Raw genomic sequence first — 26723 nt, 5'->3', positions numbered from 1 at the left:
ATGGCGGGCGTCATATATGGAGTGCTCGCCGTCGTGCCAGCAGCCATCCGTGCACTTCAAGAAAAAGGAAAAGGCATGTCCCTTGAAACGGCGCGAACGGAATTCATCGAGGCCGGCGGTATGCGCTTTGCCTTCAGGCGCCTCGGCCCGGCAAAGGGTATGCCACTGGTCCTGCTTCAGCATTTCACAGGCAACATGGATTCCTGGGATCCGGCCGTGGTGAACCAGCTCGCGGAAACCAGGCCGGTCATCGTTTTCAACAATGCGGGCGTCGGCACGAGCTCCGGCGCGACGCCGGACAACGTCGAGCAGATGGCGGCGGATGCCGAAACTTTCATCAGGGCGCTCGATCTCGGTGAGGTCGATCTTCTCGGCTTCTCGCTCGGTGGCATGATCGCTCAGGTGCTCGCTGCCCGGGGGACGGGGCTCGTCCGCAAGATGATCGTGGCGGGAGCGGCGCCGCGCGGCGGCGAGGAGCATCTGATGGCCGTCGTCAACGACGCCTTTGCCCGTGGGGCTGCCGATGTCAGGCTGCCGCTGTTCTTTACGCCCTCCGAGGCCAGCCAGCGCGCCGGTAGGGGCTTTATCGCGCGAGCGACTGCGCGCGCACAGGACCGGGATCCCGAAAGCGGAGACAGTGTGAGCGAACCTCAGGCGAAGGCGATCATCACCTGGTGTGCCCGCAAGGACGAGGCGTCCATCCTCCGCGCAATCGCGCAGCCCACCTTGATTGTTCACGGCAGCGACGATTCAATGTTCCCGAGCATCAACGCCTACAACATGTTCAAGGCGATGAGTGATGCGCAGCTCATCCTGTATCCCGACTCCGGACACGGCGCACCTTTCCAATACCCGGATTTGTTCGTAGCACATTGCAGAACGTTTCTGGATGCGAGGGCTACCGCCTGAGCACCGCGATCGTGCGGTTCGCAAAGGTCAGCCGCTCCGCCATGACCGACACGAAATAGGTCAGCAGCTTGTGGCTGAGCGCTGGATCCTCGGTCTTGATGGCGTCGAACTGGTGCGTATTCAGCACGTAGAGCACGCTGTCGACCTCGGCCTGGATGGTCGCGCTGCGCGGTGTCTGTGACACCAGCCCCATCTCGCCGATCGTGGTGTAACGGCCGAGGCTGCGCACGCGTGTGGTGCGGTCGTGATCGGCCGGGATCATGATGCCGACGCGGCCGTCGAGGATGAAATGCATGGAATCGGCGGGGGCGCCGGCCTGCACGATGACCTCGCCGGCTTCGACCTCGATGCGCTGGCAGCGGCGGATCAGCTCGTCGGCGCCGTCTTCGCTGCCGAGCATTCGCGTGAACCAGTCACGCAGGCTGGCTTCTTCCTGCGCCAGCTCCTGATGCTGCGAGATGAGCTCGTTCTCGCACCATTCCAGCGCGCGATCGAGCTCGGGGATGATGGTGACGCCCTCGCCGACGAAGTCGCTGGAGCGCAGCACCTTCTCGGCCGCAGCCGACAGATGCACCAGGATCAGCTCGACTCCGAGATCGCCGGCGCTGCGCTTGATCTGGGCGAAACTATAGGCAGCCGATGAATCCACGCCGGTGACGAGCTTGAAGTCAAACAGCAGATAGCGGCACTCGGGGCGTTCCTGCAGCAGCTGCTTGACGTGCTGGTAGAGCCGGTTGGCGGAGCCGAAGAAGAGATAGCTCTGGAGATTGAGGCCCTGGATCTTGCCCCCGTGGGCAAGCAGCACGGCCTGGTCGTCGCGCGAGCGGTCGAGCGAGGAGCGGTACTCCGAGCCGTCGAAACTGTATTTGATCGACTCGACCCGCGCGGCGCTGAACGCAAACGTCGCGCAGCCGATGATGACGCCGATCAGGATGCCCGGCACGAAACCCCAGGCCACGATGATCGCGATGATGGCGATCAGCGAGAGATATTCGAGCTTCGACAGCCGCTTGCGCGACTCGATGATCCATTTGTGCAACTGGTCGGCGCCGAGATAGAGCAACAGCCCGCCGAGCACGCATTTGGGGATGAAGCCGAGCAGCTCGGGTGCGACGGCAAGCACCAGCAGCGACAGCGCTGCGGCGGTGAGGCCGGACAGGCGCCCGCGGCCGCCGCTGCTGAAATTGAGCATCGAGCGGCTGGTCGAGCTGCAACCGGGGTAGCCGCCCAGCATGCCGGTCAGGATGTTGGCGGCGCCGGTGACGTTCAGCTCACACTCCAGATTGGCTTCGCGATGCGTGGCCACCTCGATGCCGGTGGTGTTGAACAGCGTGCTGGAGGCCGTGACGAAGATGACGGCGACGACATTGCCAAGCAGGTCCGGTATGGCAAACCAGGGATAGCGGGCGAGATCGTCGGTATGCCAGGGCAGCATGAACACCGCTTGCGGCGGGGGCTGAAAGGTCCAGCCCAACGCCCGCGCCTCATCGAAGGAAACGCCGGTGATCCAGAACGCCAGATGCGCGGTGAGCACGCCGCCGACCAGGATGATCGGCAGTCCGAACGGGCTGCGCGAGCGGTGCCAGGTGAGATACAGCACCAGCGCCATCGCGCAGGCGGCACCGAGCTCCAGCAGGATGGTGCGGTCGGCGAAGTGCGACAGTGTCGCGAATTGCAGCGGGTGGTCGGTGATCACCCGGACCGCACCCATGACGATGAGAAGTCCGGTGGCGCCGAGGAAGCCGCCGACCACCGGATAAGGCACGTAACGGATGGCGCGGCCAAGCCGCGTCAGGCCCAGTCCACACAGCACCAATCCTGTCAGCATCGTCGACAGGCCGAGCGTGATCAGGATCGGGGACAGCAACGGCGTCGACAGGTTCGCCGTCTCGATGCGTTCGACCACCGAGGCCGCCAGGATACCCGTCACCGCGGCGGTCGAGCTGTCGGGGGCTGCAATCGCGAAGGGCAGCGAGCTGCCGAGCCCGACGACGGCCGCAAGCACCGCGGAGCTGACGAAAGTGGCCGTGATGCCGTAGGACAGATAGGGCGACAACGGCCCCGCGAAGATCAGCAGCGCGTAGGACAGTCCGAACGTGACGGTCAGGACGCTGGCGGCGCTCCCGCCCAATATATCGTTCAGCGCGCGCTTGAGGGCCGGATTGAGCCCGGTCGACGGAGTGAAGCCAATCGCTGGATCTGTCACGCCGTGCCACTCGCTGAGTATTCCCCTCCGAGAGGTAGACGACTGGAGACTTAGCGCAACAAGATTCTTGCAAGCCGGATGGAAGAAACCGACGCGCCCGCCATTCGGTGTCGTCCCGGCGAAGGCCGGGAGGTGGATTCACACTCGAAGTGCAACAGTTGAGAGGAGAAGGCCTCTGCCGGGGTTCTGAAGTCAAGGCATTTGCGCGGGGTGTTGTTGTAGGCGGCAATGGACTGACGGAAGCGCCTGGTTGGGAGCTTTTCGAGGTCGGTCTTTCGGGGGATGAAGCGGCGCAAGCGGCCGATGGCGTTCTCGATGCCGCCCTTTTGCCACGGCGCGTGCGGGTCGCAGAAGAAGGTCTTCATCAAGAGGCTCTGCAAGGAAAGGTGGGCGGCGAACTCGGTGCCGTTGTCGAACGGTACGGCGCAGTGCCTCCGGTACGGCTTTGAACAGGCGTACGAGATGGCTAGCGATACCGGCGGCGAACTTGCGTTCGATGGGAACGGCGAGCAGCAGGCGCGAGGTTCGCTGGTGGACGGCCAGGATGGCCTGCCGGTATTTGGAGAACATCATCAGATCGGCTTCCCAGTGGCCCGGGACTTTGCGATCGGCGACCTCGGCAGGCCGTTCTGCCAGCGAAACACGGCCTTCGATGAAGCTTGCGGGGCTCCCGCCTCGTTTGCCGCGGTGGCCTCGCTTGCTCTTGCCCCGAGGCAGATAGCGCCGCCAGGTGAAGTCCGTCGTGCGTGTGATCTGGGCGTAGATGAAGCGGTAGATGCTCTCGCAGGAGATCACCCTACGGCCACGTTCCCGGGCCAGCCTGCCTGCGACCTGTTCGGGTGACCAACCGCGGCTCAAGCCTGCCAAGACCTCGCGGCGCAAGCTGGCGTCCCACTCGAGGCGAGAGCCCTTCCAGCGCCGCGCCCGGGTCTGCTGCTGAGCATAGCTTGGCTTGTAGCCGACTTGCCTGCCACGGTTCCGCCTCAGCTCCCGAGAGATCGTTGATGGCGGCCGATCCAAAGCTGCCGCGATTTGCCCGACCGAGCCGCCATTGGCCGAAAGGCGGGCAATCTCGCATCGATCGTCAAGGGAGAGCTGTTTGTAAGTCCGCCCCATGGCAACACCTCCAGATGGAAGTGTTGCACTTCGTTTGTGAACTCAGGGGACCCATTATCCCAGGGAGGAGTCGTGGCGCGAGGTGACGGCCACAGTCTTCGCCAAACCGCGCCCGGCGGTAATGGGTCCTGGATCGGCGCTCACTTCGTTCGCTGGTCCAGGACGACGCTAAGGCCTGCACTAGATCTTGAGTTCGCTTCCCGTCACGCGGCGATATGCTTCCAGATACCGCTTGCTGGTCGCGTCCACCACGCTTGCGGGCAAAGGCGGCGGCGGGGCGTCGCCGTTCCAGCGGCCGGCGCGGCGCTCGACATCGAGATAGTCGCGCAAGGGCTGCTTGTCGAAGCTCGCCTGCGGCTGGCCGGGTTTGTAGGCATCGACGGCCCAGAAGCGCGAACTATCCGGCGTCATGACTTCGTCGATCAGGATGATGCGGCCGTCCTTGTCGCGGCCGAATTCGAACTTGGTGTCGGCGATGATGATGCCCTGTTCGCGGGCGAGCTCCTCGCCGAGCGTGTAGATCGCGCGCGTCATGCTCTCGAGCGTGTAGGCCGTCTCGTCGCCGACGACCTCGCGCATTTTTGCGATGGTAATGTTCTCGTCATGGCCGGTCTCGGCCTTGGTCGCCGGGCTGAAGATCGAGGGCTCCAGCTTCTCGCTCTCGACAAGTCCCGCCTTCAGCTTCTCGCCGGCCAGCGTTCCGCTTGCTGCATATTCCTTCCAGGCCGAGCCCGAGAGATAACCGCGGATCACGCATTCGATCGGAAACACCGTGGTCCGGCGGCACAGCATGGCGCGGCCGAGAATTTCGGCGCGATGCGGCTTCAAGGCCGGCACGGCGGCGATGATCTCGTCGGTGTCGGCGCTGATCATGTGATGCGGCACCACGCCTTCGAGCTCGTTGAACCAGAAGGCGCTGATTTGCGTCAGCACCGCGCCCTTCATCGGGATGGTCTCGCCCATCACGACATCGAAGGCGCTGATGCGGTCCGTGGTGACGAGCAGCAGGCGGTCGTCGTCGACGGCGTAGATATCGCGCACCTTGCCGCGCCCGATCTTGGGCAGGGGCAGGTCGCTGGAGAGCATGGTGGTCATCGGCAGAACTTTCGGAGCAAGGCCTTGCGACGGGACATCCGGCCGCGCCTGATCGCGCGACCGGAAACCGGGATAGCCTATTCCGGCAGCGGAATGAACTCATGTTCCTGCGGAACCGCAGCGAAGCGGCCGGTTTTCCAGTCCTGCTTGGCCTGCTCGATCCGCTCCTTGCTGGAGGAGACGAAATTCCACCAGATGTGGCGCGGGCCCTCCAGCGCGTCGCCGCCCAGAAACATCATCCGCGTGGCTTTGAGCGCCTTCACCGTGATGCGGTCGCCCGGCCGGAAGATCAGGAGCCGCGGCCCCTCGTAGCGCTCGTTCGCGATCTCGACCTCGCCGTCGACGACATAGATGGCGCGCTCCTCGTGATCGGGGTCGAGCGGCACGATTGCGCCCGCGACCGCGGTGACCTCGGTGTAGAACCAGGGCGAGACCATCGAAACAGGGGAAGTGACGCCGAAGGCCGAGCCCGCAATCACCTTCGCGGTGAAGTCGCGCTCGGAGACCATCGGCAGGTCACCCGCGCCGTAGTGCTGAAACGACGGTGCGATCTCTTCCGATCCCGCCGGCAGCGCGATCCAGCTTTGCAGGCCCAGCATCTTCTGCCCCGAGGCGCGCTGCACATCCGGCGTGCGCTCGGAATGCGCGATGCCACGGCCTGCCGTCATCAAATTCATCGCGCCGGGCTGGATCTCCTGGATGTTGCCCTCGCTGTCACGATGCATGATCGCGCCGTCGAACAGATAGGTGACGGTGGCAAGCCCGATATGCGGGTGCGGCCGCACGTCCATGCCCTTGCCTGAGACGAACTGCACCGGCCCGAAATGGTCGAAGAAGATGAAGGGGCCGACCATCTGCCGCTTGCCGTGCGGCAACGCGCGGCGTACCGCGAAGCCGTCGCCGAGATCGCGCGTGCGCGGCACGATGACGAGATCGAGCGCATCGCAGGACATGGGATCGCCGAGCACGGGATCGTTCGAGGGTTGCCAGCTCATGGTAAAACTCCGTCTAAATTGCTTGGGCTCGATACTAGCAGGATTCCGCGCCAGCGTCGCGGCTAAGCCCGCTGTCATGCCCCGCGAAGGCGGGGCATCCAGTACGCGGCGGCCTATCCGTTCAATCATGGCCGTCTCGGAGTACTGGATCGTCCGGTCAAGCCGGGCGATGACAGAGTGCGCGCGGCGAGCGATGGTGCTTGAAAAAACAGGCGCTACGAAGGATGTTCGGCCGATGTCAACCGCGACCCATCGCAGCACCCGATGACCCCAGCCGCAACCGAACTCGCCTTTCGCGCCGCCGCCGTGGCGCTGCTGCTGGTGCTGGCAGCGTCATTGCTCTCGGATTTCCGCAATGTGCTGGCAGCCCGGCTCGGTGCGGCCTTTGCGCTCGGCTCGGCCGCGCATGCTGTGAGCTATTCTGTCGGAACATCATCGCTGGTACCGGCATGGCATGCGCCGCTGATCGCGTTGTCGACCGGCAATATCGTGGTGTTCTGGCTGTTCACGCGGGCGCTGTTCGACGATGAGTTTCGCCTGCGCCGGTGGCACGGATTGACCTGGGGGCTGGTGACAGCCTTCAGCTTCGTCAGCTGTCTCTGGATCGCACCCGGCGGACATGTCCGGGTCGCCGTCACCGCGGTGAACCTGATCGTGCTCGGCTTCATTGCGCTCGCGATCGTGCAGACGATCGGCTCATGGTCGGCCGATCTGGTCGAGCGCCGCCGCCGCGTCCGTGTCTTCATCGTCTGTGCTGCCGCGCTCTATGGCGGATTGAACGCGCTGCTCCAGATCCTCGCCGGCAGCGACGTCGGCGATGTTGCCAACACCGTCAATACCGGCGTGCTCGCCAGCATCGTCGCGGCCATCGCCTATGCGATGATGCGCGTCGATGGCGCCGACCTGTTTCCGGCTGCCGCGGAGGCTGCGCCCGCGATCGCGGCGAGCCAGCCTATCATCGGCGAGGATGCCGCCGACCAAAAGCTCATCGACGCCCTGATGCGGCTGATGGCGGACGAACGGATCTATCGCCAGGAGAACATCAGCATCGGCGTGCTGGCGGGCCGGCTGAAAATTCCCGAATACCGGCTGCGCCGGCTGATCAACCAGGGGCTCGGCTACCGCAATTTCAATGTGTTCCTGAACAGCCACCGGATCGAGGAGGCCAAGGCCGCGCTGGCCGATCCCGCCCAGGCCGAGGTCCCGGTCATCACCATCGCGATGGACTCCGGCTTCCAGTCGCTCGGTCCCTTCAACCGCGCCTTCAAGGCCGTGACCGGCGTGACGCCGACGGAATATCGTCGGCTCAAGATGAATGCTATTCAATCTATAGCGCACTGAAATATCTAGCTTATTTCAGAATCGGCGAGCGTCTCGCTGCTTTCGGCTCTGCCGTTTTCCAAATCCGGCGAGCGGGCATCGCGTGAATGCCGCTTCGTCTCCGGCACGCGCCTCAAGCCGGAGCAAGCCCGTGACCCGCCGCCGCAAGATCGTCCTTCTCATCACCACCGTCGCCTTTGCCGGCCTCGCGCTCGGCGCGGTTCGCGCCCATGACCTGCCCAAGGTCGCCACCGGCTTCATCGCCGACGTGCTCTGCTCGGAGACGTTTGTCTCGGGCCTCGATATCAGGCGCAACCTGACCGAGACCGCCGATGCGATGCCGGGCGCCGGTCTGCTCACCTGGGCGATGGACTATCAGGTCGATCGCGCGCGCAAGGACGTCACGGTGACGCTGTTCGGCATTGGCCGCAGCCATGCCATCTATCGCGAGGGCCTCGGCTGCACACTCGAGCACGGTGCTGAGATCGCCGACGTCAGGCTGCCGCCTGGTGACAGGCAGCCGGCGTTGCTGCCCGAGATCGCCGGCCCCGCGGTCGTGTCGCCGCAAAGCCCGGAACTGTCAGCCGCGCTCGATCGCGCCTTCGCCGAGCCGACATCGCCGCCATTCCGCCGCACCCGCGCAATTGTCGTCATGAAGTCGGGCCGCATCATCGCGGAGCGCTATGCGGACGGCATCGGACCGGAGACGCCGCTGCTCGGCTTCTCCATGACCAAGTCCGTGATCTCGGCTCTCACCGGGATCCTCGTGCGCCAGGGCCGACTGAAGCTCGACGGGCCCGCACCGGTCGCCGCCTGGACAAATCCGGACGATCCGCGTCACGCCATCACCGTCGATCAATTGCTGCGCCACACCGCGGGCCTGGCACTCGGCAGCTCGCTTCAGGCCTCGCTTGGCTCCGCCTTCGAGCCGGTCAATCGCATGAAATTCGTGGAGGCCGACATGGCCGCCTATGCAGCGAGCATGCCGCTTGCGACCGCGCCGGGCACCGTGTGGAATTATCACGATGCCAACACCATCATGCTCGCGCATCTGATCCGCAATGCCGCCGGCGGCAATCCCGAAGGAGCGCTTGCCTTCGCGCGCCGCGAATTGTTCGCGCCGCTTGGCATGCGACACGTCACGCTCCAGCTCGACGGCGCCGGCACGATCGAGGGGTCGAGCGAGATGCTCGCATCCGCGCGCGACTGGGCACGCTTCGGCCAACTCTATCTCAACGATGGCGTCGCCGGCGGCCGACGCATCCTGCCCGAGGGCTGGGTGAATTACTCGGCGTCGGCGACGCCCAATGCCTGGGTCGGTATCGGCGCCGGATTCTGGACCAACCAGGGCGACAGCTTTGGCGCGACCTTTCGCGTCGATCACGGCTGGCCGCGCGATGCCTTCTTCGCCAAGGGCACGATCGGGCAGTATACGATCGTGATTCCGTCGGAACGACTCGTGATCGTGCGGCTCGGCCGTTCGCCGAACTCACCGCCGGAAGCGGACGGTGTGTTTGATCTGGTGCGGGATGTGATTGCGGCAACGCGCGCTAAAGGGAAGGTGGCGGGGATGGATTGAGGTGCTTTACCTTCCCAGCTCCGTCGCCTTTGCCACGCGATCGAACCGCTCCAGCGTCATGATCGCGTCCGCGAATTTCTCCGCGCGCGCATTCAGCACCGGGCGTGCCAGCGTCAAGAATTTTTGCTGCATCGCCTGTGCATCCGGGAACGAGGTCGGCTCTCCCGAGGGATCGGCGTAGAGCCGCTCATGCACGCCGTCGTCCGTCGTGATACTCACGCGCGCGCCAAAGGGGTGGGTGCGGCCGATTTCGAGGCGATCGTCCTGCACTACGTCGAACTTGTCGGCGAGTGCGTCGATGGCGGCGTCGCCAAGACGATTGTAGTCGTCCCAGCCAAATGAGCCCTGGTCGAGCGCGAGCGCGCCGGTGAAGAACATCGAGAACTGGCCGCCGACGATCGAGGTCGGGTGGCGCTTGGTCGCGGCGTCGCCGGTGAGCGTGATGCCGTTGCGATGCAGGCCGATTTCGACCCGCTTGACCTGATCGGGCGTCAGATTGTGCTCGCGCCGCATTGCGATCAGCGCGTCGATCGCGGCGTGAGTGTAGCGGCAGCTCGGATACGGTTTGACGCCGATCTTCATGGTCTCGTAGGTCTTGCCGAGCTCGGCGACCGCCTTGTCGGGATGCGCATCGTCGGTGTAGCCGGCGAGCAGGCCATGTTTGCCCTCCACGGATTCCGTCGCCCCGACGAAGTCGTTGCGCGCCAGCGTCGCGGCGATCACGCCATTCATCGCGGCGGCTCCGACCTGGTAGCGCTTGTTCCAGGCGCCATTGACCAGGAATTGCAGCGAGCCCGCGGCCTGGCTGCCGGCGACGCCGAAGGCGGCGATGAGCTGTTGCTCGGACAGGCCGAACAGTTTTCCGGCGGCCGCTGCTGCGCCATAGGTGCCAGCGGTGGCGGTCGGATGGAAGCCGCGCGCATAATGCGAGGTCGGGTCGAGCGCGTTGCCGAGCCGGCAGCAGACCTCATAGCCCGCAACGATCGCGGTCAGCACGTCGCGGCCCGACGCGCCGACCATCTCGCCGATGGCGAAGGCGGCCGGAACGACCGGCGCGCTCGGGTGCAGCGAGGAGTCCGCATGGGTGTCGTCGAAGTCGAGGGAATGGCCGAGCGCGCCGTTGAGCAGCGCCGCGACCGCCGGCGTCCAGGTCTTGCTGTCGCCGAACACGGTGGATTCGCCGCTGGTGTCGAGCGCGAGCGCCTCCAGCATCTTCAGGATCGAGGGGGTCGATTCCGCTTCGCTGCGGGCGCGGATGGCGCTGCCGAGGAAGTCCAGCGTCAGCACCTTTGCGCGATCCAGCACTTCCGCCGGAATATCCCCGTATTTCAGATTGAAGACATAGGCAGCGAGCGTTGCGGTTTCGTGGGCCATCGTGTTTCCTCGTTTTGGCGCGCAAGTTAGGCGGGCTGATTTGGCCTTTCAAGCGGCCATGGGCTGCGGGCATCAGCTATGCTTTTGGCAGGCTCCAAGAGGATCGGGATATTCCACGATGGGACTTCCAAAAGATGTGTTCGACCGGGTCCGGGCGCGGCGAACGCAACTGGGCCTGGCGATCCGGGTCACGGTCGCGGCCACCGCGGCCTACGCGATCGCCACCGCGCTGCATCTGCTGCTGCCGCTCTGGGCGGTGCTGACCTCGCTGATCGTGACCCAGTTGAGCGTCGGGCGCTCGCTGAAGGCGACGCGCGATTACGTGCTCGGCACCATCGGCGGCGCCATCTATGGGGGCGCCATCGCGATCCTGATCCCTTATTCGACCGAGGCCGGCCTGTTGGGCCTGCTGGTGCTGGCGGTCGCGCCACTCGCCTTCGTCGCCGCGATCAACCCGAGCCTCAATGCAGCGACGGTCACCGCCATCATCGTGCTGCTGGTTCCGACGATGCATCATTCCGATCCCATGACATCGGCAATCGATCGGGTCAGCGAGGTCGGGGTCGGCGCAATCACGGGATTGCTGGTCTCGTTCCTGGTGCTGCCCTCGCGCGCGGTGCGCCAGATCCGCGCCAGCGCGGCAAGGCTGCTCGAGCTGATCGCGGACGCCTTCACCGAGCTGCTCGCGGGTCTCACGCGCGGCCGCGACAACGATGCGCTGCACCGGATCCAGGACGGCATCGGCACCGCGATGGTGGGCATGAATGCGATCGGTGCCGAAGCCGAGCGCGAGCGGGCCGCGCGCCTGTCAAGCGGGCCCGACACCGGTCCCTTGCTGCGAACGATCCTACGGCTGCGCCACGACGTCGTGATGATCGGCCGCTCGACCGTGGTGCCGTTGCCGGCCGAGGTGCAGATGCGGCTCGCCGCGCCGCTGGCGGAGGTCAGTGCGGCGATCGTGCGCTTTCTGCGCTCGGCGGCCGAAGCGTTGCGGGCTGGTGCCGGCGCGCCGCCGATTCATCCCGTGCACGTCGCGCTCCAGCATTACGCCGAGGCGGTTGCCGCCGTTCGCCAGGACGGCCTGATCCGCGGCCAGCCGAGCGACACCGCCGAGCGCTTCTTCGCGATCGGCTTCTCGCTGGAGCAGATGCACCAGAATCTCTGCGATCTCGATCGCGTCGTCGGCGAGTGGTCGGAAGCCTCGTCGGACAAGTCAGCGCGCTTGGCCGAGTGAGCTAGCGCCGCATCAGGTCCTTGCCCTGCATGCGCCAGACCAGCAAATCGATGCGGTCCTGGCCGAAGAACGGCTCGTTGTCGAACACGAAGGTCGGCACGCCCCAATGGCCGGAGGCGGCGTGGTCCTTCTCGTTCTCCGTGATCACCTGCTCGTAGCGATCAGGGTCCGCGGTGATTGCGGCATCCATCGCGGCGAGATCGAAGCCGGCCTTTTCGGCGCCGCGCCCGAGATGATCGCCTTCGTTCCAGCCCGACACCGAGCCGTCCCACAGCACGCGGGCGATTGCATCGGTGAATGCGAGCGAGCGTCCCTCGAGCTGCGCCATGGCACCAAGCCGGGTCAGACGGTGGATGTAGGGCTGCTCCGCCGCGACCTCGAACGTCACCTTGTCCTGCACGATCGGATCGGGCCTGGGAAAGCGGAACGGAATGCCTTCGTGCTGCGCCACGCGCGTGCTGTCGAGCACCACATAGCGAATGAAGTTCGGGCTGGCCTTCTTGAAAAACCCGGGCACACGGACTGCGAGCGGATAGACCGGCCGCAAATTCACCGTCAGATCGTAGGTTTCGACCAGGTTGAGCGTTTTCGGCAACGCCAGATAGCTGAACGGGCTGCGAAAGGAGTAGAAGAGGTCGACGGAGAGCGTCATCGGGCCGGCTCCGCGAGCCGCCCCATCATGCTGCGGGCGACGAGCTTGTGGAAGGGCGTGATGAACGCGAGATAGGCGCGGCCCAGCCGATTGTTGGTCCGCACCAGCGTGGTCAGGGTGACGTGGCGCAGCACCGCTTCGCCGGCGACATCGACCACGATGCGGAAGTCGAGATGATAATCATTGAAGCCGGCGACCAGCTGCTCCGGCGTTTCGCTCAGCACCGGAAACAAGCCGATCAGGCCGCCCGGCGCTGGTGCGCCTTCACCCGATGTCTTCAATCCAAAGGGCCTCACGAGGATGTTGCGCAGGCGTGTCAGTGCACCGATCCAGCGCGGTCCGTGCAACAGCATCCTGGTGCAGGCCTCGCGGGCATTCACCGGTGCTGTGCCGATCTCCACGCGAAAGGCGTCGATGAATTGCGCACCGGCCAGCAGCGTGCCGGCGTCGACATCGGGGATGACTTCGCGGACGGTCCCGTTCATCCCGCCAGTTTGCGCGTCAGCATCCGGAAGCGCAAGATCAGAAGTCCGGCATAGACGAACGATCCGATCGACAGTCCGATCCAGACACCGACCGCGCCGAAATCAGCGTGAAAAGCGAGCAACCAGGCGATGGGAAAGCCCACGCACCAGTAGCCGATCGCGGCGAATACCAACGTCATTCTGGTGTCATTGATGCCGCGCAGTGCGCCGCCCATGATGGTCTGGATGGCATCGGCGATGAAGAAGGTCGCGCCGACCAGCAGCAGCGTTGCAGTCAGCTCGACGGTCGCCATGCTCGCCTCGCCGCTGCCGAAGAACAGCCGTCCGAGCTCATAGCGGCCGAGAATGATTGCGACGGTGAGGGCCGAGACGAACGCGATCCCGATCACGGCTGCCACGAGACCTGCGCGCCTCACCGCAGCCGGGTCGCCCCGGCCGAAGGCGTGGCCGACCCGCACCGTGGCTGCCATGCCGATGCCGAGCGGGACCATGAACAGCACGGCGGTGACCTGGAGCGCGATCTGATGCGCCGCGAGCGCCGTGGTCGAGATCAACCCCATCAGCAGCGCCGCCGAAGAGAACAGGCCATATTCCAGCAGCAGCGAGAACGAGATCGGGGCGCCGATCGCGATGAGCTTGTGCATCAGGGGCCAGTCGATCCGCCAGAGATGGGCAAGCGGACGATAATCCGCGAACGGCTTGCGCAGCCCCGCAATGGCGAGCGTGGCGACGAACGTGCCGAGATTGACGATGGTGGTCGCAAGCCCTGCGCCGAACAGACCGAGCTCCGGCAGGCCGAACAGGCCGTGGATCAGGGCGTAGACCAGCGCGGCATTGACGGGGATCGCCGCGAGCGTGATCCATAGCGGGGCCTGCGGCCGGTTCACCGCGCTCATCATGCTGCGCAGCGCGATGAACCCGAGCGCCGGCGCGATGCCCCAGGCCAGCCCATTCAGATAGCGCTGGGCGAGCGCGGCCGAGTGCGGCGCCTGACCGAGTGCGACCAGGATGTGCTCGCCATAGAGCGGCGAGGCCATCATCGGCAGCGAGATCAGCAACGCGACCCACAAGCCGACGCGCAGAGAGCGGCGGATGCGCCTGACATCGCCGGCGCCGAAGGCTTGCGCGACCAGCGGCGACACCGCCGTCATCAATCCGAGCCCGAAGGTGAAGCTGACGAAATAGACCGTGTGCGCCAGCGCTGCTGCTGCGACCGCGCTCTCGCCGAGCCGCCCGATCAGCGCGAGATCGGTCGTGATCATCGCGATCTGCCCGAGCTGCGTCAGCATCATCGGCACGGCCAGCCGCAGCGTCGCGACGAATTCGTCGGCGAGAGGATTTGGCGGCACGCCGGCTTGCGGCTGCGAACGAGGCTGGACGGTGTCGAGCATGGCCGGGTCAATAGCACAGCCGGGCGACGAAAACATGGCTTGGTCTTCTCCCTCTCCCCTTGCGGGAGAGGGTGGCTCGCCGCAGCAGCGGCGAGACGGGTGAGGGGGATCTCTCCGCGTACGGCCCTCAAGCAGCAGGACTCGCTGAAGCAACCCCTCATCCCGCGCTATAGCCGATGCGAAGCTTCGGCGTTCTCAAAAACGGCGGCCAAAGGCCGCCTACGCCACCTTCTCCCACAAGGGGAGAAGGGAAGAAGCGCCTCAGCCCTTCCGTTCAGGCACGCGCCTGATCTTCGCGCCGAGCGCGTTGAGGCGCTCGTCGATGCGCTCGTAGCCGCGCTCGATCTGGTCGGCGTTGTTGATCGTGGAGGTGCCCTCGGCGCAGACGGCCGCGAGCAGCATGGCCATGCCGGCGCGAATGTCGGGCGAGATCATCGATGCACCGCGCAGGCGGCTGGGGCCGGCGATGATGGCGCGATGGGGGTCACAGAGCACGATACGCGCGCCCATCGCGATCAGCTTGTCGACGAAGAACATCCGCGATTCGAACATCTTCTCGAACATCAGGATCACGCCCTCGCATTGCGTGGCGGTGACGATCGCGATCGACATCAGATCGGCCGGGAAGGCCGGCCAGGGCTGGTCTTCCAGCTTCGGCACGTGGCCGCCAAAATCGTCCTGGATCTTCAGCGTCTGGTTTGATGGCACGATGAGATCGTCGCCCTCGATGCGGCAGACGATGCCGAGCCGTTCGAATCCCATGCGGATCGAGCGCAGATGCTCGACGCCCGCGCGCACGATGCGAAGCGGCGACCGCGTCACGGCCGCGAGTCCGATCAGCGAGCCGACCTCGATATGGTCGGGCTGGATCCGGTAGGTCGCGCCGCCCAGCGTCGCCGGACCGTGCACGATCATGGTGTTGGTGCCGATGCCCTCGATCCCTGCGCCGAGCGCGACCAGGAAGTTGGCGAGGTCCTGCACATGCGGCTCGGACGCGGCGTTGCGCAAATAGGTGGTGCCTTGGGCGGCGACGGCTGCGACCAGCGCGTTCTCGGTCGCGGTCACGCTGGGCTCGTCCAGGAACACGTCGGCGCCGGTCAGTTTCGAAGCGCGGAATTCGAGCCGGTCGGTCGCGGTGACCTTGGCTCCCAACTGCTCGAGTGCGAGCACATGCGTGTCGAGCCTTCGGCGGCCGATGACGTCGCCGCCGGGCGGCGGTAGCATCACTTCGCCGCAGCGGGCGAGCAGGGGGCCGGCGAGCAGGATCGAGGCGCGGATGCGCACGCACAGATCAGGATCGAGATCGGCGGCGCGGATGCTCTTGGCGTGAATATGAAGCGTGTTGCGGGCGGTCCATTCCGCCGCCGCGCCGACCGAGCGGATCAGCTCGACCAGCGTCTCGGTGTCGCGGATCCGCGGCACGTTCTCCAGCGTCACCGGATGCTCGGTGAGCAGGGCTGCCGCGATGATCGGCAGGGCCGCATTCTTGTTGCCGGAAGGCTCGATCGAGCCCGAGAGCCGGTGACCGCCCTCGACAATGTACTGGATGGGCGCCACGGGGTCTCTCGCTGTCGTGTTGGGTGGGCGGGTTTTCGAGGCGGAAACTACCGAGAATTGAGCGCGGGAGCAATTCTGCACTTGTCGCGAGGGCGGGGGAGGTTCAGCCGTGTCTCTACGTCATGGCCGGGCTTGTCCCGGCCATCCACGCCTTTGCCAGATGCACGGAGAACCTAGATGCCCGGGACAAGTCCGGGGCATGACGACCGTCCAAGCCATCCGATCTCAGATATCGATCGTCGCGCTCAGCGAATGTTCCTGGATGAAGTCGCGGCGCGGCTCGACCACGTCGCCCATCAGCTTGGTGAAGATGTCGTCGGCCTCGTCGACCTCTTTGACCTTCACCTGGAGCAGTGATCGCGCATTGACGTCCAGCGTCGTCTGCCAGAGTTGCTCCGGATTCATCTCGCCCAGCCCTTTGTAGCGCTGCAGCGAGACGCCCTTGCGGCCGGCGTCGGTGACGGCTTCGAACAGATCGACCGGGCCGTAGACCATGTGCTCGGTGTCCTTGCGCCGCAGCTTGCCGGGGCGGGCATAAACGTCCTGGAGCTTGACGGTGTACTCGTCGAGCTTGCGGGCTTCGACCGAGCCCAGGAACGCGTCATCGATGAGGGCGACGTCCTTGACGCCGCGCACGGTGCGCTCGAACTGGAAACCATGGCCTTCGACGTATTGACCGATCCAGCCGCGCTCGACCTCGTCGGCGAGCGTGTCGAGGCGGGCGGCGATGTATTGGGCTGCCGCGGCGGCTTTCTCCGGATCGCCGTAGATCGCCTTGTTGAGCACGCCGGTGATGGCGGCCTGCTCGATCACCTTGCGATTGTAGCGGGTGTGCAGGCTGCGCAGGACGCCGCGGACGGCGCGGGCGTCATCGACCAGCGAGCGCAGGTCGCGGCCGGTGCGATCGCCGCCGGTGCCGGGAATATAGACGCAATCGTCCAGCCCGGTATCGATCAGATAATCTTCCAGCGCCCGCTCGTCCTTCAGATATTGCTCGGACTTGCCGCGGTTGACCTTATAGAGCGGCGGCTGGGCGATATAGAGATAGCCGCCGTCGATGATCTCGCGCATCTGCCGGTAGAAGAAAGTGAGCAGCAGCGTGCGGATGTGGGCGCCGTCGACGTCGGCGTCCGTCATCACGATGATCTTGTGATAGCGCAGCTTCTCGATCGAGAATTCGTCGCTGATGCCGGTGCCGAGCGCGGTGATCAGCGTGCCGATCTGCTCGCTGTGCAGCATCTTGTCGGGACGCACGCGTTCGACATTGAGGATCTTGCCGCGCAGCGGCAGCACGGCCTGGAATTCGCGGTTGCGGCCCTGCTTGGCGCTGCCGCCTGCCGAGTCACCCTCGACGATGAAGAGCTCGGATTTCGCCGGGTCCTTCTCCTGGCAGTCGGCGAGCTTGCCGGGCAGCGAAGAGACCGAGAGCGGGCTCTTGCGCGTCAGTTCGCGCGCCTTTCGCGCCGCTTCGCGGGCAGCTGCCGCCTGGATCACCTTGCCGACGATCATCTTGGCTTCGGAAGGGTGCTCCTCGAACCAGGCCTGCAGCGCCTCGTTGAGCACGTTCTCGACCACGGGACGCACTTCCGAGGACACCAGCTTGTCCTTGGTCTGCGACGAAAATTTTGGGTCCGGCACCTTCACCGACAGCACCGCAGTGAGGCCTTCGCGGCAGTCGTCGCCGGTGAGCGCGATCTTTTCCTTTTTCGCGTTGGCCTCGGCATAGCCGTTGACCTGGCGCGTCAGCGCGCCCCGGAAGCCGGCGAGATGGGTACCGCCGTCGCGCTGCGGGATGTTGTTGGTGAAGCACAGCACGTTCTCGTGGTAGCTGTCGTTCCACCACAACGCGGCCTCGACACCGATGCCGTTGGATTCCGCGCGCACCATGATCGGCGCCGGCACGATCGCCTTCTTGTTGCGGTCGAGATATTTGACGAATTCCTCGACGCCGCCGGAATAGTGCATCTCCTCGCGCTTCTCGACGGCGTGACGCATGTCGGAGAGGGCGATGTTGACGCCGGAATTGAGGAAGGCGAGCTCGCGCAGCCGGTGCTCCAGCGTGGCGAAATCATACTCGATGTTCTTGAAGGTTTCCGTCGAAGCCTGGAACGTCACCTCAGTGCCGCGCCTGCCAGGCGCGTCGCCGACCACCTTGAGCGGCGCGACCGCATCGCCATGGGCGAATTCGATGTAGTGTTCCTTGTTGTCGCGCCAGATGCGCAAGCCGAGCTTGCTTGACAGCGCGTTGACGACAGAGACGCCGACGCCGTGCAGACCGCCGGACACCTTGTAGGAATTCTGGTCGAACTTACCGCCGGCATGGAGCTGGGTCATGATGACCTCGGCTGCCGAGATGCCTTCGCCCTTGTGGATGTCGACGGGAATGCCGCGGCCGTCGTCGCGCACGGTGACGGAATTGTCGGCGTTGAGGATCACGTCCACGCGCGTGGCGTGGCCCGCGAGCGCCTCGTCGATCGCGTTATCCACGACCTCGTACACCATGTGATGCAGGCCCGAGCCGTCATCGGTGTCGCCGATATACATGCCGGGACGCTTGCGGACGGCGTCGAGACCCTTGAGCACGCGGATCGATTCCGCCCCGTAATCGCTCGGATTTGAGGGTTCGTTTTCGGCAGGCGTCTGCCGAGCAGGTTCTGTCATGAGAGGCCTTCGAGATGTCGCCCGAATCAGCGGCGCAAAAGGCGCTGATATGCGGGCTATTTGTGCCACGAAAGACGGATTGCGCCTAGCGCAAAGTATCCCCCGGCAAGTCTTTGATTAAATAGAATTTTTTGGCCGATTTTCAAGGCCTTCGAAGCCCGATTCGGCGGCTTGGAAAAAGCGCGATTCGGGAAGCCGTTTCGGGCCGTGGAAGGCGTGGATTTTGCGGGGACGAGGGCGTTCCGAGGCGCCTGGAACGCCCCGGAACGGCCTTGCAGCTCAATACATCTGAAGCGGCAGCACATCTCCGTTTGGCCCCACCAGGAGGCCCCAGGCATCGCCGGCGGCCACTGTGAGAATCTCGGTGCGAGTGGGGCGTCCCGGCAGACGCAGCGCGTACTGGTACTTGCCTGGCGGCAGATCGAGCATCGGGCCTTTCGGCGATTGCGGACCGCCGGCGCCGGCCGCGATCTTTACGGTCTGATTGTTGATCGTCAGCGATGCTTCTTTCGGCCCCATATTGCCGAGCATCAGCCTGGCCTGTCCGGCCTTCGGCATGATGTCGGCCTTGGCCGCGGCCTGCGGATTTCGCTGCATCAGGCTGACCGTGGTCTCGTCTCGGGCGCGGCCAAGCTTCAGCACGGCCGGCCCCTGCGGCGAGGTGAACGCGAGCTCCGCCCGCTCGGCCGTCACGATCGCGCCGTCGGCCTTCTCTTGCCAGCCCCGATTGGTCAGCTCCGCGCGATAGAAGGCGAGGACCTCGCCAAGCTCGGCGGGGATGCTGGCTTCGAGCTCGGTCCGGAACGACTGGTCGCTGCCGGGAAATTTCGTGGAGCTGATGCCGGTCGAGCTGTGCTGCGTCGGCACCGGCAGGGCCGAATCGGGATCGGGCGTGAGCGGCTCCTTCGATTTGGTCTGGACCGCCTTGGCTTGGGTCGATTTGGCCTCGACGGGCTTCGCCGCGGCGACGACCAGACCGGAGCCGTTGGCGCTAACGTTCACCTTCGGTCCCATCTGCATCACGGTCATCGAGATCGACTTGCCGCTCTTTGCGAACTCCATCACCGCCATGTTGGGCTGATTGATGACGGAGGGCTGCTCTTTCCAGCCCGCTGGCTTGAGCGATGCGCGATAGAACGCAGTGAGCGCCTTCACGCTCGAGGTCGAGGAGAACTCGAGCCTGCCCTCGTCGCTCTCGAACTTCACACCCTCGGCGTTTTCAGGCAGCGGCACCGGAATCTTGCTGTCGGCCTGCGCGTTGAGCGGCGCGTCGGACAATGCGGCCGCCTGCACCTTGCGCCTGGCTTCGTCGGCGGTGATGAGCTGCTTGGCCGCACCTAACGCATCCCCAAGGAACTTGTCGTCCGCCTCTTTCTTCGCCTTGGCACGGGCGGCAAGCGCGGAGTCCTTCACCTGCGCGGTCAGGCTGACCATGGTGAAATCATATTTGCGGCCAAGCCGCAGCACGCCGGTTTCCTCCGCCGAAGAGATCTTGATCGCGACCTCGTCACCGGGTGCGAGCTGCGCGCTGCCGTCCTCCTGCCAGCCGCGCGCGGCGAACTCGCGGTGATAGAAGGCGAGCACGGCCGGCAGCTCGGCCATCGCGGCGGCCGACATTTCGCGCTTGTTGTCGCTCGCGCCGCCGAGCCCCCTGGCCGTCTTGGTCGGGCTCGGCCGCGGCAGGCCGGCCAGATCGCTATCGGCTTTGAGCTCGCTCGGCAGCGCGAAGGGGGCGACCCGGATATCGACATTGGTGCGGCCATCGTCGCGGCGCGTCAGCGTCAGCATCACGGGCTTCTGCTGATAGAAGCCGGTCTCCTTGCTATCGGCATGCGCGTAGAACGCGCGCAGGCCGTTGGGAACGGTTTCATTCAGGCTGGTGGTCCAGCGTGCGGCGGTTTCCGGCGTGAGCTTCTGCCAGCCGATCGCAGCCATCTGGCTGCTGTAGAAATCCGACGTTGCATCGAGCGGCGTCGGCGCGATGCAGCCGAGATAGGGCCGGGTCCCGTCGAACACGATGTCACTTGCGCCTTCCGGAAATGGCACGTTCCCGTACATCCGGTCGGTGGTCTAGTAAACCACGGACTGGTCGGGCCGGCCGAGCGCCTGCGTGAAATGAACGGAAAGGCCTTGTCGTCCCTTCCTGAACTTCAGCAGGCTGCTTTTCTCCTCAAGCGGCATCACATAGGGCACCCATCCGTTGTCGCGCAGGAGCTTTTGGACCGCGGGCAGCGTCACGGCCTGCCGCATCGGTACGCGATATTCGACGCTATAGGGATCGGGGCGCGAAATGTCTTCCACCGCACCTTCGAGCTGGGGCAGCGCGTGGACGTCGACGATGCCCTCGTCGGCGCCGGCCGCGATCGAGCAGCTCGCCATCAGGAAGAGACCGCATGCAAGCAGCCGCCATCGTGCCGGGACTTGCATCCCGCGCGGGATCATCGCCATCGTTACGTCTCCAGGATGCCGCGCGGCGCTTGGGCGCGCGCGATTGCGACGGCTGCGACACCGTCGGCGGGTCTCAAACGAGAAGTCGCGGCAGGAACCGGGCAGGTTCAAAGATCCGGACGGCTCAATACAGCTGGAGCGGCGACCATGCCTCGCCGTCGCGCCCGATGGTGAGCTCCCAGGCGTCGCCGGCTGCGACGGTGAGGATATTGCTGTGGGCCGGACGGCCGGGTACGTTCAGTTCGTAGGGATATCTGCCGGGCGCCAGATCCAGCGAGACGGCGTTAGCGCCGGCCGAGCGCTTGATGATGTGCGCGTTGATCCCGAGCACGGCTTCCGTCTCGCCGATGTTGCTGAACACCAGCTTCGCCTGGCCCGGCTCGGGCATGACGTTCGCCCGGGTTGCAGTATCCGAGTTCTTCTGCACGAGATGAACCAAGGTGCTGCTGCCCTTGCGGCCGAGCTCCAGCATCGCCGGACCGAGCGGAGATGCGAACGCGAGCTGGACGTGATCGGCGGAGACGACGGCGCCATCGTGCTGCTCCTGCCAGCCGAGCTTTCCGAGCTCCCTGCGGTAGAAGGCTAGGACGTCGCCGAGTTCGGCGGGCACGGTGGCCTCGAGCTTGACCCGAAGCGGCGCTTCGACGCCCCGCATCAGGGTGGTGTGGATTCCTCGAAAGCTGTAGCGGGTCGGTGCGAGCAGCCTGGCATCGGGATCCGGCGTGAGATCGGCGGAAAACAGCGCCGCGAGATGCGGCATCCCGGCGCCGGCCCTTGCAGCGAGCATGCAGATCGCGAGCAGGACGAGGCCGCACGCAAACGCCCGCCATCGTGCCGGAGCTTGCGCCCCGGACCTTGCCGTCCGCATCTCACTCTCCAGGGGTCTCGCGCGGCATGTCATTGCGCGATTGCAAAACGGCTGCGGCGCCGTCGGCGCGGCCTCCGGCAACTAGTCGCGGCAGAAATGGGGCCGGTTCAACGGCGGCGACTAGCGCCGGGCCGATACCTGTCCGCTTTCGACGTCAAAGATCTCGCCCCCGGCGCCGATCTCGGCGAAGGCGGCAGGGTCTGCGCCGGTCAACCACACCTGCGCGCCGAGCTTGCGCAGCTCGTCGAACAGCGCCGCGCGCCTGCCGGGATCCAGATGCGCGACGACCTCGTCGAGTAGCAGCAGCGGCACGATGCCGGTCATCTCGGCGACCAGGCTCGCATGCGCCAGCACCAGCCCGATCAGCAACGCCTTCTGCTCGCCGGTCGAGGCATCGCGCGCCGGCATGCTTTTCGGCGCGTAGATCACCTGCAGATCGGTGAGATGCGGACCATCCGTGGTACGGCCGGCGATGGCGTCACGCGGACGGTTGTCGCGCAGGATCTGGCGGTAGCGGTCCTCGACCGACGTCGCGGTCTCCGTCAGCAGCGCGTTCTCCATCCAGCCGTCGAGCGCGATCTGCGCCGAAGGGAAGGCGGAGGCCTGCGCGCGAGCGTTCAGCATGCCGGTCAGACGCGCCGCGGTCTGGCCGCGGGTTGCGGCGACCGCGACCGCAAGCTCCGCGGTCTCACGCTCGATCGCGTCACACCAATGGTCGTCGTAATTGCGCGTCTCGAGCAGTCGGTTGCGCGAACGCAGCGAACGTTCGAGCGCGGAGATGCGGCTGGAATGGTCGCTGTCGATGGCGAGCACCAGGCGGTCGAAGAAGCGCCGCCGCTCGGACGCCGCTCCCATGAACAGCCCGTCCATCGCCGGCGTCAGCCATACCATGCGGATGTGGTCGCCGAACGCCGCCGCCGAATTGACCGGTTCGCGGTCGATGCGGCAGCGCCGGCTGACCGGGCTATCTGCGCACGGCGGATCGATGCCGGTGCCGAGCGTGGCAAGGCCCAGCGCGCCCTCGACCTGTGCCGACACCGCCCAGGAGCCGTCGCCCTGATTGTCGGCGACGTCGTCCAGCGTCGCACGCCGCAGGCCGCGTCCCGGCGACAGGAACGAGATCGCCTCGATGCAATTGGTCTTGCCCGCTCCGTTCGGCCCGACCAGGACCACCATGTCGGCCGCCGTCTCGAGCCCCGCCGCCCGGTAATTACGAAAATGCGTCAGCGTCAGGCGATGAATGCGGGAGGGGGTCATCAGATCTTTGTCGTGGCCGCGATTCTTCCCCTCTCCCCTTGTGGGAGAGGGTGGCGCCTCACAAGGTGAGGCGACGGGTGAGGGGTATCTTACCGCTCGGCGAGCTTTGCAAGGATGTCCTCCAATACAGAAGTGGGTCGCTGGAGCACGTCGTTGTTCCAGTAGCGCGCGATGACAAAGCCTTCGGCGAGAGAGCTGCGTCACGCGCTGCATCGCGTCGTGATTCTCCGTGCTGACCGCCGTCGATCTCGATCACCAGGCGCTTCTCAAAGCAGACGAAGTCGAGAATGTAGGTGTTGAACGGGACCTGCCGGCGAAACTTGAAAGCGGAGAGTTGCCGGTGCCTGAGCAGGCGCCACATTGCCGCTTCCGCATCCGCCGGTTCGTGCCGCATATTCTTCGCGAATTGGCGAAGACGTTTGGAGACTGGCCGATGGGATGGTTCCTGCGGCACGAACCCCTCACCCGACTGAGTATGTATCCGCCCGTGGAGATGCCCTCTCCCACAAGGGGAGAGGGCGCAGCAACGTGCATTGCGCTTGTTTCGGCAGGCGAAGCTGTAGCTTCCCCCTCTCCCCTTGTGGGAGAGGGGGGCTTCGCGCAGCGAGGCCGGGTGAGGGGTTGTCTCTGCATAAAAGGTGTCGCGAGAGGAGGACCACGTCCCTCACACCCGCATCGGCATCAGCACGTAGAGCGCGCTCTTGTCGTCGCGGTCTTGCACCAGAGTCGGTGAGCCCGGGTCGGCGAGCCGGAGCGTTGCGACGTCGCCTTCGATCTGGGCGGCGATGTCGAGCAGATAGCGGGAGTTGAAGCCGATATCGAGGGCGTCGGAGGCGTATTCGACTTCGAGCTCTTCGGTCGCGCTGCCGGAATCCGGATTGGTCACCGACAGCACCAGCTTGCCCGGCGACAGCGAGAGTTTCACGGCTCGCCCGCGCTCGCTGGAAATCGTCGAGACGCGGTCGACCGCGTTCTCGAAATCCTTCTTGTCGACGACGAGCTCCTTGTCGTTGCCCTGCGGGATCACGCGGCCGTAATCGGGGAAGGTGCCGTCGATCAGCTTCGAGGTCAGCACCACATTGCCGATGGTGAAGCGGATCTTGGCCTGCGACAGCTCGATCGTGACCTCGGCCTCGTTGTCCTCGATCAGGCGCTGCACCTCGCCGACCGTCTTGCGCGGCACGATCACGCCGGGCATGCCCTCGGCACCCTTGGGCTGCACCAGGTCGAGCTGGGCGAGGCGGTGGCCGTCGGTGGCGACGCCGCGCAGGGTGGCGGCTTTGGCGGAGCCCGCGGCATGCAGGTAGATGCCGTTGAGATAATAGCGGGTCTCCTCCGTGGAGATCGCGAACTGGGTGCGATCGATCAGCCGCTTGACGTCCTTGGCGGCGAGGCTGAACGAATGCGACATGTCGCCGGCGGCGAGATCCGGGAAATCGTTTTCCGGCAGGGTCTGCAGCGTGAAGCGGGAGCGCCCGGCACGGATCGCCAGCACGGCGCGGTCGCCGTCGGCTTCGAGCACGATCTGCGAACCATCCGGCAGCTTGCGCACGATGTCGTAGAACATGTGCGCCGGCACGGTGGTCGAGCCCGCGGTCGCGGTTTCCGCCGCGAGCGTTTCCGTGACCTCGAGGTCGAGGTCGGTCGCCTTCAGCGACAATTTCGCGTTTTCGGCCCTAACAAGCACGTTGCCGAGGATCGGAATCGTGTTGCGGCGTTCGACCACGCGGTGGACGTGGCCCAGCGACTTCAGGAGTTGCGCGCGTTCGACCGTAACCTTCATTGCACTACTCGCCCGATCCCCAAGGAAACACAAATCTGGAAAAGCCGGGCGGCGGGACGCGCGCCACGGCACCGAAGACCCCGGAAAGCCGGATCATCCAGCCGATATGACCAAAGCCGTCAGGGTCGCGCAAGGTGGCGCGGATGGCCCCCGGATTCAAGGGATTGCGGGCAGTTCCCCACGATTTACCTATGTTTCCGCAACGCGCTGAACGCCTCGCCGGCCAGGGACGTCTCTGCGCCCGTCACGGCCGGGCTTGTCCCGGCCATCCACGTCTGGGTTCGCGGTCCTAAGAACGTGGATGCCCGGGACAGGCCCGGGCATGACGACCTCCGATGCAGCTTGGATGTGGTCGCACCCGCGCAGAAGCAAATAGGCGTTTATTCCTGAAGCTGGCGCTTGAGCGATTCGACCTCGTCCGACAGCGCCGTGTCCTTGGAAACCAGGGCCTCGATCTTGCGCACGGCGTGCAGCACCGTGGTGTGGTCGCGCCCACCGAAGCGGCGGCCGATCTCGGGGAGCGATCGCAAGGTCAGCGTCTTGGCGAGATACATCGCCACCTGGCGCGGACGGACCACGTTGGCGGTCCGGCGCGAGGACAGGAGATCGGAGCGGCTGACATTATACTGCCGTGCCACCACGCGCTGGATGTCCTCGATCTTGATCCGCTTCGGTTCCTGCGGCCGGATCAGGTCGCGCACCTCGTGCTCCGCCATCTCCAGCGTCACCGGCCGATTGTTGAGCTTCGAATGCGCGAGCAGGCGGTTGATCGCGCCTTCGAGATCCCGGCCGTTATGGGTGATGGCGCGGGCCAGATAGGTCAGCACCTCCTCCGGCACCTCGAAGGTCGCATGATGGGCGCGGGCGGCTGCGACGCGCGACTTGAGAATACCGTGCCGCAGCTCCTCGCCGAGCGAGGCCATCTCGACCACGAGGCCGCCGGCCAGCCGCGAGCGCACGCGGTCGTCGAGGCTTTCGAGGTCGGACGGCGGACGGTCGGCCGCGATCACGACCTGGCGGCCGGCATCGATCAGCGCGTTCAGCGTGTGGCAGAACTCGGCCTGGGTCGACTTGCCCTGCAGGAACTGGAGATCGTCGATCACGAGCACGTCGATGCCGCGCAACGCTTCCTTGAAGGCGAGCGCCGTCTGCGTCTTCAGCGCGGCGACGAAGCCGTACATGAATTTCTCGGCGGTGAGATAAAGCACCTTGCGCTCGTTGCCGGAATTGCCGGCCCAGGTCACCGCCTGCAAGAGATGCGTCTTGCCGAGGCCGACGCCCGCATGGATGTAGAGCGGATTGAACATGACGGGATCGCCGCGACGACCCTCGGCGACCTGACGGGCAGCCGCATGCGCCAGCGTGTTGGAGCGGCCGACGACGAAGCTCGCAAACGTCAGGCGCGGATCGAGCGGCGAGCCGCCGAGTGCATCATGATTGGCCGAGACCGGCGCGGTCGCGGTCGAGCGCAGCTCCGGCGCAGGCGAGCGGCGCGTTTCGACCGGCGCGGGCGCTTCCTTCTGCTGCACCACGGGGCGCACGGCCGAGCGCACGGTGAGATCGATGCGATGCACTTCCGGCATCTCGGCCTGCCAGCACGACAGCACGCGCTCGGCATAATGGGCCTGGATCCAGCTCTTCAGGAAGCGGGTTGGCACCGACAGACGCACGCTCTCGTCCTGGACGCCTTCCAGATCCATGCGCGCGAACCAGCTCGTATAGACGTCCTCGCCTACGTTCGAGCGCAGCCGACTCTTCACGCGTGACCAGCGATCCTGTTCCGGGGTTGTCAT

At 65.4% G+C, this 26723-nt stretch carries 17 protein-coding genes and 3 pseudogenes; 4 read left to right on the top strand and 16 right to left on the bottom strand.

Features of this window, described 5'->3' with window-relative positions:
- The first annotated feature begins 75 nt into the window (after positions 1 to 75).
- Complete coding sequence (locus tag BcanWU425_RS00100; protein WP_204514041.1) at positions 76 to 909, top strand: alpha/beta fold hydrolase; 834 nt, start codon at positions 76 to 78, stop codon at positions 907 to 909.
- Here the strand turns inward: BcanWU425_RS00100 and BcanWU425_RS00095 are convergent.
- The 4 genes and pseudogenes from BcanWU425_RS00095 to BcanWU425_RS00080 form a co-directional block, all read right to left on the bottom strand.
- Positions 899 to 3115 carry an SLC26A/SulP transporter family protein gene (locus BcanWU425_RS00095; RefSeq protein WP_204513055.1) on the bottom strand — a complete coding sequence of 739 codons (2217 nt, stop codon included), beginning with the start codon at positions 3113 to 3115 and terminating at the stop codon, positions 899 to 901. The genes BcanWU425_RS00100 and BcanWU425_RS00095 overlap by 11 nt on opposite strands.
- A 131-nt stretch (positions 3116 to 3246) precedes the next feature.
- Positions 3247 to 4231: pseudogene (locus BcanWU425_RS00090) on the bottom strand (IS30 family transposase); the annotation flags it as partial.
- A gap of 180 nt (positions 4232 to 4411) precedes the next feature.
- Positions 4412 to 5326, bottom strand: coding sequence for a phosphoribosylaminoimidazolesuccinocarboxamide synthase (locus BcanWU425_RS00085; protein ID WP_018455824.1), 915 nt, complete (start codon positions 5324 to 5326; stop codon positions 4412 to 4414).
- 77 nt (positions 5327 to 5403) lie between these two features.
- A complete protein-coding gene (locus tag BcanWU425_RS00080; RefSeq protein WP_204513057.1) occupies positions 5404 to 6321 on the bottom strand; it encodes a pirin family protein in 918 nt (305 codons plus the stop codon).
- Positions 6322 to 6585: 264 nt separating this feature from the next.
- On the opposite strand from BcanWU425_RS00080, the gene BcanWU425_RS00075 reads away from it, so the two are divergent.
- Entirely contained in the window at positions 6586 to 7662 is a 1077-nt protein-coding gene (locus tag BcanWU425_RS00075) for a helix-turn-helix domain-containing protein (RefSeq protein WP_204513058.1), read from the top strand.
- A gap of 130 nt (positions 7663 to 7792) precedes the next feature.
- The gene (locus BcanWU425_RS00070; protein ID WP_204513059.1) at positions 7793 to 9220 is read left to right on the top strand and encodes a serine hydrolase domain-containing protein; all 1428 of its coding nucleotides are present in this window, start codon (positions 7793 to 7795) and stop codon (positions 9218 to 9220) included.
- A 6-nt stretch (positions 9221 to 9226) separates the two neighbouring features.
- On the opposite strand, the gene BcanWU425_RS00065 is transcribed toward BcanWU425_RS00070, so the two are convergent.
- Positions 9227 to 10594: an MmgE/PrpD family protein gene (locus BcanWU425_RS00065; RefSeq protein WP_204513060.1), complete on the bottom strand. Its 1368-nt coding sequence runs from the start codon at positions 10592 to 10594 to the stop codon at positions 9227 to 9229.
- A gap of 118 nt (positions 10595 to 10712) precedes the next feature.
- Between BcanWU425_RS00065 and BcanWU425_RS00060 the strand changes: the two genes are divergently transcribed.
- Positions 10713 to 11828, top strand: coding sequence for an FUSC family protein (locus BcanWU425_RS00060; RefSeq protein ID WP_018455829.1), 1116 nt, complete (start codon positions 10713 to 10715; stop codon positions 11826 to 11828).
- Between the two features lies 1 nt (position 11829).
- On the opposite strand, the gene BcanWU425_RS00055 is transcribed toward BcanWU425_RS00060, so the two are convergent.
- The 11 genes and pseudogenes from BcanWU425_RS00055 to dnaA all read right to left on the bottom strand — a co-directional run bounded on the left by BcanWU425_RS00055 (position 11830) and on the right by dnaA (position 26723).
- Positions 11830 to 12480 (bottom strand): 2-hydroxychromene-2-carboxylate isomerase, encoded by a 651-nt coding sequence (locus tag BcanWU425_RS00055; protein ID WP_204513061.1) that lies wholly within the window; start codon positions 12478 to 12480, stop codon positions 11830 to 11832.
- Entirely contained in the window at positions 12477 to 12965 is a 489-nt protein-coding gene (locus tag BcanWU425_RS00050; protein WP_204513062.1) for a DUF2867 domain-containing protein, read from the bottom strand. The genes BcanWU425_RS00055 and BcanWU425_RS00050 overlap by 4 nt, the downstream gene beginning before the upstream one ends.
- Positions 12962 to 14356, bottom strand: coding sequence for an MATE family efflux transporter (locus BcanWU425_RS00045; RefSeq protein ID WP_204513063.1), 1395 nt, complete (start codon positions 14354 to 14356; stop codon positions 12962 to 12964). Before BcanWU425_RS00045 ends, BcanWU425_RS00050 begins: the two co-directional genes overlap by 4 nt.
- Positions 14357 to 14617: 261 nt before the next feature.
- On the bottom strand, positions 14618 to 15913 hold the full coding sequence (murA, locus tag BcanWU425_RS00040; RefSeq protein ID WP_018455833.1) for a UDP-N-acetylglucosamine 1-carboxyvinyltransferase: 1296 nt from the start codon (positions 15911 to 15913) through the stop codon (positions 14618 to 14620).
- Positions 15914 to 16138: 225 nt separating this feature from the next.
- On the bottom strand, positions 16139 to 18574 hold the full coding sequence (gyrB, locus tag BcanWU425_RS00035) for a DNA topoisomerase (ATP-hydrolyzing) subunit B (protein WP_018455834.1): 2436 nt from the start codon (positions 18572 to 18574) through the stop codon (positions 16139 to 16141).
- Between the two features lie 279 nt (positions 18575 to 18853).
- A pseudogene (locus BcanWU425_RS00030) lies at positions 18854 to 21022 on the bottom strand (hypothetical protein).
- A gap of 124 nt (positions 21023 to 21146) precedes the next feature.
- The gene (locus BcanWU425_RS00025; RefSeq protein ID WP_204513064.1) at positions 21147 to 21890 is read right to left on the bottom strand and encodes a hypothetical protein; all 744 of its coding nucleotides are present in this window, start codon (positions 21888 to 21890) and stop codon (positions 21147 to 21149) included.
- 120 nt (positions 21891 to 22010) lie between these two features.
- Positions 22011 to 23147 (bottom strand): DNA replication/repair protein RecF, encoded by a 1137-nt coding sequence (gene recF / locus BcanWU425_RS00020; protein WP_018455838.1) that lies wholly within the window; start codon positions 23145 to 23147, stop codon positions 22011 to 22013.
- 89 nt (positions 23148 to 23236) lie between these two features.
- A pseudogene (locus tag BcanWU425_RS00015) lies at positions 23237 to 23601 on the bottom strand (endonuclease domain-containing protein).
- A 210-nt stretch (positions 23602 to 23811) separates the two neighbouring features.
- Positions 23812 to 24930, bottom strand: coding sequence for a DNA polymerase III subunit beta (gene dnaN, locus BcanWU425_RS00010; RefSeq protein ID WP_007598262.1), 1119 nt, complete (start codon positions 24928 to 24930; stop codon positions 23812 to 23814).
- 380 nt (positions 24931 to 25310) lie between these two features.
- The gene (gene dnaA / locus BcanWU425_RS00005; RefSeq protein ID WP_026233035.1) at positions 25311 to 26723 is read right to left on the bottom strand and encodes a chromosomal replication initiator protein DnaA; all 1413 of its coding nucleotides are present in this window, start codon (positions 26721 to 26723) and stop codon (positions 25311 to 25313) included.

The sequence above is a fragment of the Bradyrhizobium sp. WU425 genome (assembly GCF_021052305.1).
GTDB lineage: Bacteria > Pseudomonadota > Alphaproteobacteria > Rhizobiales > Xanthobacteraceae > Bradyrhizobium > Bradyrhizobium canariense_D.
Note: the sequence above shows the minus strand (reverse complement) of the source record. Positions and strands in the feature narration are given on the sequence as shown.